The sequence below is a fragment of the Saccharothrix sp. genome, from assembly GCF_031180885.1.
Taxonomy (GTDB): Bacteria; Actinomycetota; Actinomycetes; order Mycobacteriales; family Pseudonocardiaceae; genus Actinosynnema.
On record NZ_JAPSLK010000079.1, the window covers coordinates 1 to 13,297 of the forward strand.

Sequence of the window (13,297 nt, forward strand, 5' to 3'; positions counted from 1 at the left end):
CATTCACCACGCCACGACCCCATCGATTTCAACGACCCGACGAGCTTCCGCATGACCTCCTCGTAGTCGTCGTCGAAAAACAGGCACATCGCCTGACAGAACCGCACCATCACATGTGCGGGAAGCAGGCGCGTCCGCTGCTCGCGCCTACCGGTCTCCTCCAGGACCTCCTCGATCAAGTCCCGTGAAACCACATCAGCCAGGACACCGAGTGAAATCCGGTCGACAAGCCGGACATTCTCGTCATCCTCGACCGACGCCTTCTTCTGACCAGCGCGAGCCATAACCCGATCTTACCGTACAAAGCCCTAACTTAGCGGCATTGCCGCATGACCCGGCAAAGCCGACCACATTTTTGGTCGGGTGCCGCTGAAAATTTTGCTCGTTCCTCGCAAAATTTTCGGCTGCACCCGGCCAAAAATGTGGTAGCCCTTCGGGCGGGCCATACGGGGATGACACAAGCAAGAAGCCCAAGTTGAGCTGTGTCCCTACCGGGCGGACTGCCCGCACGACAACACGGACTAGCCGCACGACAACACGGACTAGCCGCTCGGCAACGCGGACTGCCCGTACGGAGGCCGGCCGGAGACTTGCAGGACAGGGCCTCGCCTCGGCCTGGCCTCCGGCCCCCGACTCCATTGTCTCATCGGGGACCGACAAAAACTGGCGGCTCGAATGCCCTGCGGCCTGCTTTCAGGCCTTTGAGCAGGCGTAGATCGCGGCGGCGACCTGCCAGTACAAGCCCTTCGGGTGATCGCGGAACAGGGGCTCGGTGCCGAAGAGGACCGCTTTGCCGCCGCGTGCCGACGTGCCCGACACGACCGCCGCCTGGCCCGCCGCCGCCTCCTGTCCGCCCGTCCCATCCGCCCGCGGGATCCAGTGACCGGCCACCAAGCCGCCGTACGTCTGCTCGACCGCCACACCAGGCCCCAGGTCGGTGAACCAGTGCGGCGCATACACGAACGAGTGGCCGGACTCGCCCCTCGCGTCCACCACCGACACGACCCCGTTCGCGTCCTCCTTGCCCGCCACCGCCCGAGCCGCCAACACGCCCGCCTCGGCGTTGAACCGCGCCCCTGTCGCACCCCGGGTCACCAACCCGCCACGCGTCAGGAAAGCGTCCACGGCCGCCCGCGCACTCGGCGTCAACGACGAGTACCGCAAGCCGGACGACACGAACAGGACGTCCACCCGCGAGAAGTCGAACCCGCCGTCCAGCACCGCGTTCGACACCGGCCGCACCTCGAACCCCATGTCCCGCAACGCCTTCAGCTCGTCCGATGCCACCGCCGCCGCGATCACGGGCCTGCGCAGGACCACCCCACCAGCCGAACCCTCGGTGAACCGCACCCCGTACCGGTCCGACACCTCCACCGCCAACGCCCGAGCGCTCGCCGGGACCACCAAAGTCCCGTCGTCCTGCCGCCGCACCTCGATCCCGCGCGCCAACAAGTCGTTGACCGCCGCCGCGTCCTTCCCGTCGGCCAACCTCAAAGCCAGGTCGCGCCCCACCTCCACGTCCACGGCACCCGTCGGGGACGCGGCGACCACGTCCCGCGCGGGCACGTCCAACCGCCCGGACCGGACCACGTCCACCGACGCGCCCCACAGCAACCGGTGGCTCCAGCCGGAGATGTCGTACATCACCGGCACGTCCGCGGACAGGTCGCGCCCCGCCTCCAGCATCACGTTGGCCAAGGCCCGCTTGGGCTGGTGCATGTCCACCACGTACGACCCCGCCGGGTACGACCGACCACCCAGCTCGAACGGCCGGTCCGCGCGCGACACCCGGACGTCGTTGGCCACCAGGTGGTCCACCAGCCGGGCCGCGGCGGGACCGGAACGCTGGTCCGCCCCCACCGGGATCACGTAAGCCCTCGGGAACTCGGTCGTGTAGCGGTCCTCGGGGCCGAAGCCGGGTACGTAGCCGTCCGGGATCGGGCGTTGCGGCTCGCCCGCGTCGCCCCGTCGGAACATCTCGATCTGGTTGTCCACCAACGCACTCCGATGCTCTCGCACGTAGGCCAGGGCGCTGCGGACGGTCGCCTCGACCACGTCGGTGTTGATCCGGGACCGCCGGCGCAGCTCCTCCACCGGCAGCGTCGTGTAGTCGGCCCGGTTGACCCGCATGGGCACCTCGATCGTGTAGGACACCGCGCCGTGGAACATCGAGTACTGCGCGGTGTAGATCGGGGCCCAGCCGTCCCAGACGCCGGGTTCGTAGTCGCGGAACGGGATCTCCGGCTTCGCCGCCTCCGGGTGCCCGAGTGCCGCGACGGCCGCCTCCATGCGCAGGCCGCCCGCGTAGCCGTGCTTGATGTACAGGTCGAAGTCGTAGTTCTGGCCGTGCGGCGGGGTGGTCGGCTCGATGAGCGTGTTGGCCACGTACCCGTGCTCGTCGAGCATCACGAGCGGCTGGACGCGCTTCACCACGTCCCGCATGGCCCGGGTCTCCGGTTGGGACGCGGTGACGAAGTCCCGGTTCAGGTCGAACCCGGCGGCGTTGGCGCGGGTGCCGGCGACGCGGCCGTCCGGGTTCGCGGTGAGGTTCACGTACACCCGGCTGCGGCGCAACAGGTCCAGCTTCGCCGGGTCGGACGTCGTGGCCAGGTCCTCGATCACCCGCAGGGCGCCGTCGGTGCCCTCCCACTCGTCGCCGTGGATGTTCGCGTTGATCCACACCGGGGCCTTGTAGGCGTTGCGCAGCAACGGATCGCGGCGCGCGGCCACCGGGTCGTCCTCGATCCGGGACCGCCACGCCTCCTGCCGGCGGGTCTCGCGGGGCGTCTCGGGCGCGGTCAGCGTCACCAGGTACAGGTCGCGGCCGGCGGTGGACTGGCCGATCACCTCGACCGACACGCGGTCGCTGCGCTTCTGCAGGTCGTTCAGGCGGGGCGCGAGCGAGTGGTAGGTCGCGAGGCCGAGCTTGGCCGCCCGGTCGGCGGTGTCCTCGGGGTAGACGCGCAGCAGCGTGCGGCGCGGGTAGCCCTGGGCGACCTCGGGCCGGTTGTCGCCGCGCGCGGCGGCGTGCAGCGGCGGGTCGACGGCGGCGACCTCGTTGCGCTCCGGGCCGTTGCCCGGTTCCGCGGCGCGTCCGGTGGCCGGTTCGGCCTGGGCCGGCACCACGGAGGTGATCACCAACAGCAAGGCGAGCAGTGTCGACCGCATCCGTGCGCCCCTCCGTTCACCGGACACCACCTACTGTGACTAGTGGTTCGGATGGGGCCTGGTCAACAGGTCGAGGGGATCAACCCGATCCGAGGCACACGAACGGCCGCCGGAACGGGTCGGCGGCGACGGCCTCGGCCAGGGCCACCGCCGGGGACCGGCCGGTCGCGAGAGCGCGGTGGAAGTCGGCCATCGCCTCGGCGGAGGGCTGGTCGCCGACCTTGCTCGACGCCGCGATCACCGTGCGCGCGCCGCCCGCGAGCAGCGCTCCCGCGAACCCCAGCGGCTCGTCGCCGGGTCGCACGCGGTTGAGCGCGAGTTCGCACGCGGCCAGCACCACCTGGTGCGGCGGGCGGCGGACCCGGCCCACCTCGTGCGCGAACAGCGCCCCGTCGACCAGTTCCAGCCGGGAGAACAGGGCGTTCTCCGGCTCGTGCTCGCCGTGCGCGGCGATGTGCGCGATCTTCACGCCGTCCAGCGCCTCCAGCACGGTGCCGACGCGGGCGTCGCCGACGCCGAGGAGCTTCGCGTCGACGTGGTAGCCCGCGAGCCGGTCGATCTCGGCCTGCGCGGCCTGCAACCCCGGTCCGCGCACCAGCAGCACGCCGGCCGCGTCCTCGCGGTCGCGCCGGGTGGTGCCCAGCCACGACGTCGCCGAGGGCGCGGCCACGACGGGCCGGCCCGCGCACGTGGGCAGCACGCCCCACGGCACGACGTGCAGGGCGCCGGTCGGCACGACCACCAGTTCCCGGTCGCCGAGCACGCCCGCGAGCGGGCGCAGCAGCATCCGGTCCAGTTCCTCGGCCTGCCGCCGGGCGGACGCGCCGATCACCTCGCGCAGCGGCGGCGGCAGGTGGTCGGGCGCGAGGGCGTTGAGGTCGGCGTGCAGCCGGCGCGCGGCCTCGGTGGCCCGCGCCGCCGAGCCCAGCCGCACCATGCGCACCCGGCCGCCGGCCAGGGCGAGGGCGATCAGCTCGTCACCGGAGGCCGCGAAGCTCACCATGGCGCGACCGTCCAGGCGGTCCATCACTTCCGCGGGCGTGGCCACCGGGCGCGGTGTGCCCCACGGGCTCGCGCTCCAGCCCAGGCGCATCGCGGACCGCTGGCTGGCGGCCAGCCGGGCCTCCAGTGCGGCGGTCGGCGCGCCGTCCAGGCGGGCCAGCAGCAGCGAGCGGCTGAGCCTGCGCACCTCGGTGATCCGCTCGGCCAGCTCGGAGTCCAAAGTGGTCTCGACCGGGTCGTACCGGTACATCTGCGCGCGGGTGCGCTCCAGCCAGGTGAACAGCCGCTTGGCGGTGGCCGACGAGTCGCCGCCCTCCAGCACCAGCCGCACCGCCAGCTCGCCGAGTTCCCGGCCGTGCAGGGCCGCGCCGGACACCAGCTCCAGCCCGCCCAGCTTGTCCCGCAGCTGACCGAGTTCGGCCAGGCCCGCCTTGGCCTGCGCCAGCGCGACCCGCCGGTTCCCGCGCGCCAACGCGATCTCCGCCCGGCACAGCCGCAGCACCATCCGGTGGTCGATCGGCTCGATCCGGCGCGACTTGGGCACGCTGCGCAGCAGCTGCTCGGCCCGCGTCGGGTCGCCGCGGCGCACCTCCAGCCGGGCGGCGAGGATCTGCGCGAACGCCGCCTGGTCGTACAGGCCGCGCGCGGCCAGCTCGGTGGCCAGCTCCATCGCCCGCCCGACGACCTTCTCCGACGGCCGCCGCCGCGACTCCAGCGCCTTGGTGGCGTCCACCCGCAACGCGATCAAGGCCGCCACGGCCGCCCACCCCGGGCTGCCCCGCCGGATGAGCCTGCGCTGCGCGGAGTTCGCCATCCGCTTGGCCAGCGCGAGGTCGCCGTCCAGCAACGCCGCCGCCGCCCGGTACAGCTCGGCCTCGGCGACGTCCTGGCCGACCTTCTGCCGGCGCAGGTCCGGCAGCACCTCGTCCAGCAGCCGGCCGGCTTCGTCGGCGAGGCCCACGCTGATCAGCGCCTCGGACTGGTCGATCCGCAGCCGCAGCAGGAGGTCCGGCTCCAGCTCCTGGAAGACCCGGTTGGCCTCGGAGTAGCGCCGCAGCGCCTCGGGGATGTCCCCCGCGCGCCGCAGCACGTTGCCCAGCGCGTGGGTCGAGATGCCGACGCGCAGCGGGATGTCGTGCCGACGGGCCAGTTCCACCACCCGGTCGAGGTCGCGGATCGCCGCCGCGGGCTGGTCGATCTCGCCGTAGGCGGTGCCCCGGTTGTGCAGGGTGATCACCAGGAACGGCACGACGGACGAGTCGCCCGCGGCCAGCCGGCGCTCGTGGTGCGCGACGTCGAGGTCGACGTAGGAGATGCCCTCCTCGATCCGGCCGACGCGCAGCAGCAGCACGCCCTGGGTCCCGTTGAGGAGGCTGAACAACTCGTCGCGCAGCGCGGTGTCCGGGATGCCCGGCAGCTCGGCGCGGGCCACCTCCAGCTGGCGCAGGCCGTCGTCGAGGCTGCCGGTCTCGGCGAGGCAGTAGGACAGCGTGAACAGGACGCGCGCGCGCACTTCGAGGCGGTCGACGGGGTCGACGCCGGGCACTTCGAGCAGCGCCAGCGCGCGTTCGAGGTGTCGGATGGCCCGCACCGGGCGGGCGGCGTTCGCCGCCGCTTTGGCCAGCCGGTGCGATTCACGAGCCCGTGTCACCGCTGTTGCGGGGTCGATCCTCGGACCGCGCGGCGGGACTCCTGGTGGCGTGGCGGGCACGGCTTATATGAGAGCACAAGCAATGGGACGACACTGCCCACCGGACGGCTCGAATCCGTCCGGTGGGCACTGGCTCGCCCATCGCCGCGGCCCAGACTACTTCGTGCCGACCGGGTCCGAGTGCGTGCTGTACGGGCCGCCGGTCGGGACCGGCTCGGTCGGCACGGGCTCGGTGGTACCGCCCTCGTCCGCCGGCTCGTCGGTCGGCATGCTGTGCGTGCTGTACGGGCCGCCCTCGGGGCCCGAGCCGCCGCCGCCCTTGCGCTTGCCCTTGCCGGGCTTGGCCTTCGCCTTGTCCTTGGCCTTGTCGTCCGCGGGCTTCGCCTTCGCGGCGGTGAGGGTCACGGTCTGCTCGTCGGCCAGTTCCGCGCCCTCGACCTCGGCGACGCGCTTGCGGTTGGTTCCGGCGGTCATCTTGTTGTCCTCCCCTACAACGGGCCCCTGATTCGGGGTAAGTCCAGTGGGATTGCGATCATTTCGGCGGCCCCCCGCCGACCGAACGGCTCAAGCCTGACACAGATGGACGCACCTGTGCGGGGGAAATTCACGCTGAGCAATCACTTCCCGGATAGCGGGAGGCTCTGACCAGCACGAAAGAGGCGTTTCGACGGACGTTACCACTCGAATGGGCGAACGTGTTGACACAGAGGTGGTGTGCCTGGACCCGCAATAAGAGGACATTCGCGCAGACCTGCCGCGTGGAATAGCCACCGTCGGCACCCCTCTCGTCACGGATCGCCACCGCCATTCACGGGGCTCGCCCTATGAGAACGGCGGACCGGCCCCCAGATACGCACGAGGGCGTGCGGATGATCACGTTCGCAGAACTGGCGCGTTCCGCAGACACACGTGGGCCCGGCCGCCATGAGCGACCGGGCCCACGAGACAGGACGTGCTTACGAGCAGCGGGCGATGATCAGGTCGCGAACCTTCTTCGCGTCCGCCTGCCCCTTCGTCGCCTTCATGACCGCGCCGACGATGGCGCCCGCCGCCGCGACCTTGCCGTCGCGGATCTTCGCCGCCACGTCGGGCTGCGCGGCCAGCGCCTCGTCCACGGCCTTCTCCAGCGCCGAGTCGTCGGAGACCACCTTCAGCCCGCGGGCCTCGACGACCGCCTCCGGCTCACCCTCGCCGGCCAGCACGCCGGTGACGACCTCGCGGGCGAGCTTGTTGGTCAGCTCGCCGGAGTTCACCAGGGCCACCACCCGGGCGATCTGCGCGGGCGTGATGCCCAGCTCGCCCAGCTCGACGCCGCGCGCGTTGGCCTCCTTGGTCAGGTAGGCCACCCACCACGAGCGGGCCTCGGCGGGCGTCGCGCCCGCGTCGACCGTCGCCGCCACCAGGTCCACCGCACCGGCGTTGACCAGGTCGCGCAGCTCGGCGTCGGTCAGGCTCCACTCCTGCTGGATGCGCTTGCGGCGCTCCCACGGCAGCTCGGGCAGCGTGCCGCGCAGCTCCTCGACCCACTCCCGGGACGGGGCGATCGGGACCAGGTCGGGCTCCGGGAAGTACCGGTAGTCCTCCGCGGTCTCCTTGGTGCGGCCCGACGACGTGGAGCCGGTCGACTCGTCGAAGTGCCGGGTCTCCTGGACGACCTTGCCGCCGGCCGCCAGCACCGCCGCCTGCCGCGTCATCTCGAACCGCACCGCGCGCTCGACGCTGCGCAGCGAGTTGACGTTCTTGGTCTCGGTGCGGGTGCCGAACTCCGTGGTGCCCTTCGGCATCAGCGACACGTTGGCGTCGCAGCGCAGCGAACCCTGGTCCATGCGCACGTCGGAGACGTCCAGCGCCTTCAACAGGTCCCGCAGCGCGGTGACGTACGCGCGGGCCACCTCGGGCGCGCGCTCGCCGGTGCCCGCGATCGGCTTGGTGACGATCTCGATCAGCGGCACGCCCGCCCGGTTGTAGTCCAGCAGCGAGTGCTCGGCGCCGTGGATGCGGCCCGTCGCGCCGCCCACGTGCAGCGACTTGCCGGTGTCCTCCTCCATGTGCGCGCGCTCGATCTCCACCCGCACGACCTCGCCGTCGTCCAGCGTCACGTCGAGCCAGCCGTTGAAGGCGATCGGCTCGTCGTACTGCGAGGTCTGGAAGTTCTTCGGCATGTCCGGGTAGAAGTAGTTCTTCCGGGCGAACCGGCACCACTCGGCGATCTCGCAGTTCAACGCGAGGCCGATGCGGATCGCCGACTCGACCGCCTTGCCGTTGACCACCGGCAGGGACCCGGGCAGGCCCAGGCACGTCGGGCAGACGTGCGTGTTGGGCTCGCCGCCGAACAGGTTGGCGCAGCCGCAGAACATCTTCGTGTTGGTGTGCAGCTCGACGTGCACTTCCAGGCCCAGCACCGGGTCGAAGCGCTCGATGACCTCGGCGTAGTCCATCAGCTCGTCCACCGACGTCATCACTCGCCGCCCTTCCGCATGCTGCGCACGGCCAGCGCCGCGCCGGTGATCGCCACCAGGATGCTCGCGACCGCGTTGGCCAGCGCGAGCTTGTCGTTCTTGCCCCGCGCGGCCTTCAGCGTGGAGAACGCGGAGGTCGCCGCGCCCGCCGCACCGAGGAGCGCGAACGCGCCACGTGCCTTCTTCACCGCGCCACCGCCAGTTCCGGGACGTCTTGGTAGACCGTGCCGCGGGCCGCCTCGTAGGCCGCCGCGACCCGGTACATCCGGTGCTCCTGCAACGCCGGGGCCATGATCTGCAGGCCCACCGGCAGACCGTCCTCGTCGGACAGTCCACTGGGGACGGACATGGCGGGCGTGCCGGCCAGGTTCGCCGGGATGGTGCACAGGTCGGCCTTGTACATGGCGATCGGGTCGTTCGCGCGCTCGCCGATGCGGAACGCCGTGGTCGGCGTGGTCGGCGAGACCAGGACGTCCACGCTCGCGAACGCCTTCTCGAAGTCGCGGGTGATCAGCGTCCGCACCTTCTGCGCCGAGCCGTAGTAGGCGTCGTAGTAGCCCGACGACAGCGCGTAGGTGCCGATCATGATGCGCCGCTTGACCTCCGGGCCGAACCCGGCCTCGCGGGTCAGCGACATGACCTCCTCGGCGCTGCGCGTCGAGTCGTCGCCCACCCGCAGGCCGTAGCGCATCGCGTCGAACCGGGCCAGGTTCGACGACGCCTCGCTCGGCGCGATCAGGTAGTAGGCGGGCAGCGCGTAGTCGAAGCTCGGGCAGGACACCTCGACGATCTCCGCGCCGAGCTGCTTGAGCTGCGCCACCGCGGCCTCGAACGACCGCAGCACGCCCGCCTGGTAGCCGTCACCGCTGAACTGCGTGACCACGCCGACCTTCACACCGGTCAGGTCGCCGTTCGCGCCCTCGCGGGCGGCGGCGACCACCGGCGGGACGGGGGCGTTGATGGAGGTCGAGTCCAGCGGGTCGTGGCCGCCGATGACCTCGTGCAGCAGGGCCGCGTCCAGCACCGTCCGGGCGCACGGGCCGCCCTGGTCCAGCGAGCTGGAGAAGGCGACCAGGCCGTAGCGGGAGACACCGCCGTAGGTGGGCTTCACGCCGACCGTGCCGGTGACCGCGCCGGGCTGGCGGATCGAGCCGCCGGTGTCCGTGCCGATCGCCAGCGGCGCCTGGAACGCCGCGAGGCTCGCCGACGAGCCACCGCCCGAGCCGCCCGGGATGCGGTCCAGGTCCCACGGGTTGCGGGTCGGGCCGTAGGCGGAGTTCTCGGTGGAGGAGCCCATCGCGAACTCGTCCATGTTGGTCTTGCCGAGGATCACGACCCCGGCCTCGCGCAGCCGGCGGGTGACCGTGGCGTCGTAGGGCGGGACCCACCCTTCGAGGATCTTGGAGCCGCACGTGGTGGGCACGCCCTCGGTGGCGAAGACGTCCTTCAGGGCCAGCGGCACACCCGCGAGCGGGCTCGCCGGGGCCTGGCCGGCCGCCAGGTCGTCGTCCACCTTCTTGGCCGCGGCCAGCGCGCCCTCGGTGTCGACGTGCAGGAACGCGTTCACCGCGCCGTCGACCTCGGCGATGCGGTCCAGGTGCGCCTGCGCCACCTCGACCGCCGAGACCTCGCGGCCTGCGATCTTCGCCGCCAGCTCGGCGGCGGTGCTGCGGATGAGGCTGCTCATGATTCCGCCTCCGCGGAGAAGAGTACGTCGGCGGTCATGCTTCCTCACCCAGGATGCGCGGCACGCGGAAGCGGCCGTCCTCGGCGGCGGGGGCGCCCGCGAGCGCCTGCTGCTGACCGAGGCTGGGACGCACCACGTCCTCGCGGAACACGTTGGTCAGCGGAACGGCGTGCGAAGTGGGCGGGATGTCCGCGGTGGCGATGTCGCCGACCGTGGCCACCGACTGGAGGATCACGTCCAACTGGCCGGCGAACAGGTCAAGCTCGTCGTCGGTGACGGCGAGCCTGGCCAGGCGGGCCAGGTGCGCGACCTCGTCGCGGGAGATGCTGGGCACCTCGTCAACCCCCGTGGGTCGGTTTCTCTCGGATTGGACCCGCCGAGTCTATTGGCTGGTCAGGCCGGGCTCCGACCGGGTTGTGGCTGGGGCGGGCGCGGGGGCGCGGGATTTTACCGCTGTGCAACGCGGCCGGTGGGTCGGAAAGCGAAGCTGCGTCTGCGAGAATCATCGGCCGGACAGTCGTCGAACACCAGCCCATGGAGGCGTGCACCGTGTCCTTCCTGCTCCGGGTCCAGCTCCCGGACCGTCCCGGCACCCTGGGCGCGGTCGCCTCCGCGCTCGGTGAGATCGGGGCCGACATCCTCAGCGTGGACGTGGTGGAGCGCGGTTCCGGCGTGGCCATCGACGACCTGGTGGTGGAGCTGCCGTCCGGCCGGCTGCCGGACACGCTCATCACCGCCGCGGAGTCCATCGAGGGCGTCGAGGTCGACGCGGTCCGCCCGTACGCGGGCGTGCTGGACACCCACCGCGAGCTGGAACTGGTGGAGGAGGTCGCCGAGGAGCCGGCTCGGGGCCTGGAGATCTTCACCGAGGGCGTCCCGAAGATCATCCGCGCGGGGTGGGCGGTCGTGGTGGCTTACGACGGTGCCGGCGTCCACCGCCTGACCGCGTCGGCAGCGGCCCCGGAGACCCGCATGCAGAACCCGCCTTGGATGCCGTTGGCGCGGGCGACCGTGCTGGACGGGGAGGAGGGGTGGGTGCCGGAGACGTGGCGTGAGCTGGGGACGGAGCTGGCGGCCACGCCGTTGGGGAAGCCGGATCGGGTGTTGCTGGTGGGGCGTCCGGGTGGGCCCATGTTCCGGGCGGCGGAGGTGGCGCGGTTGGCGCACTTGGCCGGGATCGTGGCTGTGGTTCTGCCGGATTAGCGGGGTCTTCGCGGCTGGTGATGCCGGCCGAGCCGGTGCCGCTGGGCTGGTGCCGCTGGCTGGACTGGTGCCGGCAACTGGGCAGGTGGTGGCCGCTCGGCGGACGCTGCCGCCGGCTTGATGGACCTGCTGAACAGACGGGGCGTGGCCTCCGGCCCCCGTCTCCATGATCTCACGTGGGTACGACAATCCCAGGTGAAGCTCCCCTTGGGGGCCGGCAGGGCGTGATCGCGGCTCGGGGGCGGGATTGTCGGTGGGGCGTGGGATCATGGAAGTGGGTGCCGGAGGCAGCGGGCGGATTTCGGCAGGTGGCCGATGGCGCCGGCCGGCGGCTAGCGGGATGGCGTTGGCTGGCGGATGGCGCTGGGTGGCGGCTAGACGAGTAATGCGTAAGTCGCTCAGTGGTCGTAGGCGGTCAGGGACCTGGTGACGGGTTGGCCGGTGGCGCGGTTGTGCCAGATGGCGGCGGTCAGAGCGAGCAGCCGTTGGGCGACACGGACTCCGACGCCCTCGATGGTGCGCCCGCCGTGCTGTTCGAGGTTCAACTGGCCTTTGAGGGTGTCGTTGACCGACTCGATGAGCTGGCGGATGGACTTGAGCATCGGCTCGCCCGGGTGGGGCTTGCGGTTGCGGTAGGACGGTCGGATCAGCCGGATCCCGCGTTCGGCGAGGAACCGGTCGAGTTCGCGGGAGACGTAGCCCTTGTCGGCGATGATCAGCAGGCCGGGGCGGTCGGCGAGCAGGTGGGGTTCGTGGTCGCAGATGGCCATGAGGACCTGCCGCTCGTCGATCTTCGGGTCGGCCAACGCCCAGGTGACGGGTAGTCCGGCGGGGGTGCAGACCAGGTGCAGGCGCAGGCCCCAGAACCAGCGGGAGTGTGAGCGGCAGTAGCCGTACTTGGCCCAGCCGGCCAGTTCCGAGCGTTTCACGGTGGGCAGGGAGCGTCCGCATTCCACCGGGGTGGAGTCGACGATCCAGGTGGCGTCGGTCCACAGGTCGGTGTCGGTGGCCAACCAGCGCATGACCTGCTTGACCAGCGGCAAGGCGGCGCGTAGGCGGCGGTTGTAGCCGGACTGGCCGGGCAGGTACCGGAACGCGCCGGGCATCCGGACGGGCAGGAACCGCAGCCAACGGGCCTCCGAGGTGAACCCCAGCAGCGCCTGGGCCACCGCGAGGGTGACCAGCTCGGAGTCGGTGAGCTTGGGCGGCCTGCCCAGGCGGGGGCTGCCCGCGAGGCGGTCGTCGATCTTGACGTAGAGTGCGGTGAGAAGGGTGTTCAGGTCGGTCGTCACAAACTGATCTTGAACACCCTTCGTCCGTCTCCGGTTACCGCCCCGACTTACGCATTACTCGTCTAGCGGATGGCGTTGGTTCGCAGTGTGCGTTGGGCGTAGGTGACCAGGTCGGCGTTGTCGGCGGTGCGGGTGCCGTCCGGGTTGTGGAGGGTGTCCTCCAGGCCGATTCGGGTGTCCAGTTCCAGGCGGGCGGCGTAGTCCAGGACTGGCCAGGCGCTGTCGTCCTCGCCGTGCAGCAGGATGGGCGTGGCCAGGGGTTCGAGGATTTCCAGCAGGGCCTCGGCGTGCTTGATCGTCTCGCCCGGCTGGACCTCGGCGAGGATGCGGCGGGTGCCCGGTGGCACACCCTCGCTGGCCAGGGTGCGGGCGGCTTGGACGTGGAAGATGCCCAGTTCGATGCCGATGTTCGCGTCCTGGAGCGCGCTGACCACCTCGCGCCAGCCGTCCTCGTGGACGTTCACCGATGCCACGTCCGGGCGTCCCGCCGCCAGGCCCGCCCAGCCGCGGACGAGTTCCGCGCGGCGCACCGGGTTCGGTTGGATCCAGGCCGCGGTGGTGACGCCCAGTTCGGCGTGCGGCACGGCGGCCCTGACCACGGCGACGGTCGTCGCGACCTCCGGTCCGGCGATGACCTCCAGGCCGATGACGTCGCGGGGGTGCAGGTGGAAGTGGGTGACGCCGAGTTCGGCCAGCGCGGCGGCGTCGGCGGCGAGTTGCTGCGGGGTGACCGGCAGCGCCGGGTGGCTGTCGGGCTTGCGGGCACCGTTCAGGCAGGCCTGGAGCACGGGTCCCAGCGTGGCACGCGGCCCGGCTTCCGGCGAGCCCGCGCACC

At 71.6% G+C, this 13,297-nt stretch carries 11 protein-coding genes; 1 reads left to right on the forward strand and 10 read right to left on the reverse strand.

What is annotated here, in order from left to right:
• From RIN75_RS40795 to gatC, 8 genes are all read right to left on the reverse strand, one after another.
• On the reverse strand, nucleotides 1-284 hold a 284-nt coding region (locus RIN75_RS40795), incomplete at its 3' end, for a transposase domain-containing protein (protein WP_309117477.1).
• 409 nt (nucleotides 285-693) lie between these two features.
• Nucleotides 694-3,168, reverse strand: coding sequence for a M14 family zinc carboxypeptidase (locus RIN75_RS40800; RefSeq protein WP_309117478.1), 2,475 nt, complete (start codon nucleotides 3,166-3,168; stop codon nucleotides 694-696).
• 79 nt (nucleotides 3,169-3,247) lie between these two features.
• Nucleotides 3,248-5,821 (reverse strand): CHAT domain-containing protein, encoded by a 2,574-nt coding sequence (locus RIN75_RS40805; RefSeq protein WP_309117479.1) that lies wholly within the window; start codon nucleotides 5,819-5,821, stop codon nucleotides 3,248-3,250.
• 156 nt (nucleotides 5,822-5,977) lie between these two features.
• The gene (locus RIN75_RS40810) at nucleotides 5,978-6,295 is read right to left on the reverse strand and encodes a hypothetical protein (RefSeq protein ID WP_309117480.1); all 318 of its coding nucleotides are present in this window, start codon (nucleotides 6,293-6,295) and stop codon (nucleotides 5,978-5,980) included.
• Nucleotides 6,296-6,777: 482 nt separating this feature from the next.
• Nucleotides 6,778-8,280, reverse strand: coding sequence for an Asp-tRNA(Asn)/Glu-tRNA(Gln) amidotransferase subunit GatB (gene gatB, locus RIN75_RS40815; protein ID WP_309117481.1), 1,503 nt, complete (start codon nucleotides 8,278-8,280; stop codon nucleotides 6,778-6,780).
• Nucleotides 8,280-8,468 carry a hypothetical protein gene (locus tag RIN75_RS40820; protein ID WP_309117482.1) on the reverse strand — a complete coding sequence of 63 codons (189 nt, stop codon included), beginning with the start codon at nucleotides 8,466-8,468 and terminating at the stop codon, nucleotides 8,280-8,282. Before RIN75_RS40820 ends, gatB begins: the two co-directional genes overlap by 1 nt.
• Nucleotides 8,465-9,967 carry an Asp-tRNA(Asn)/Glu-tRNA(Gln) amidotransferase subunit GatA gene (gene gatA, locus RIN75_RS40825; protein WP_309117483.1) on the reverse strand — a complete coding sequence of 501 codons (1,503 nt, stop codon included), beginning with the start codon at nucleotides 9,965-9,967 and terminating at the stop codon, nucleotides 8,465-8,467. Before gatA ends, RIN75_RS40820 begins: the two co-directional genes overlap by 4 nt.
• 34 nt (nucleotides 9,968-10,001) lie before the next feature.
• Nucleotides 10,002-10,301, reverse strand: coding sequence for an Asp-tRNA(Asn)/Glu-tRNA(Gln) amidotransferase subunit GatC (gene gatC, locus RIN75_RS40830; protein WP_015104569.1), 300 nt, complete (start codon nucleotides 10,299-10,301; stop codon nucleotides 10,002-10,004).
• 215 nt (nucleotides 10,302-10,516) lie between these two features.
• Here gatC and RIN75_RS40835 point away from each other — a divergent pair, with 215 nt between their 5' ends.
• Nucleotides 10,517-11,170, forward strand: coding sequence for an ACT domain-containing protein (locus RIN75_RS40835; protein ID WP_309117484.1), 654 nt, complete (start codon nucleotides 10,517-10,519; stop codon nucleotides 11,168-11,170).
• Nucleotides 11,171-11,568: 398 nt separating this feature from the next.
• On the opposite strand, the gene RIN75_RS40840 is transcribed toward RIN75_RS40835, so the two are convergent.
• Nucleotides 11,569-12,462 carry an IS982 family transposase gene (locus tag RIN75_RS40840; RefSeq protein WP_309117485.1) on the reverse strand — a complete coding sequence of 298 codons (894 nt, stop codon included), beginning with the start codon at nucleotides 12,460-12,462 and terminating at the stop codon, nucleotides 11,569-11,571.
• A 62-nt stretch (nucleotides 12,463-12,524) separates the two neighbouring features.
• Nucleotides 12,525-13,250 (reverse strand): 3-keto-5-aminohexanoate cleavage protein, encoded by a 726-nt coding sequence (locus tag RIN75_RS40845; RefSeq protein ID WP_309117486.1) that lies wholly within the window; start codon nucleotides 13,248-13,250, stop codon nucleotides 12,525-12,527.
• Between the last annotated feature and the right edge of the window lie 47 nt (nucleotides 13,251-13,297).

Coding starts and splice junctions, on each gene's coding strand:
- RIN75_RS40800 (WP_309117478.1), bottom strand. CDS start 3,168: ATGCGGTCGACACTGCTCGCCTTGCTGTTGGTGATCACCTCCGTGGTG.
- RIN75_RS40810 (WP_309117480.1), bottom strand. CDS start 6,295: ATGACCGCCGGAACCAACCGCAAGCGCGTCGCCGAGGTCGAGGGCGCG.
- gatB (WP_309117481.1), bottom strand. CDS start 8,280: ATGACGTCGGTGGACGAGCTGATGGACTACGCCGAGGTCATCGAGCGC.
- gatA (WP_309117483.1), bottom strand. CDS start 9,967: ATGAGCAGCCTCATCCGCAGCACCGCCGCCGAGCTGGCGGCGAAGATC.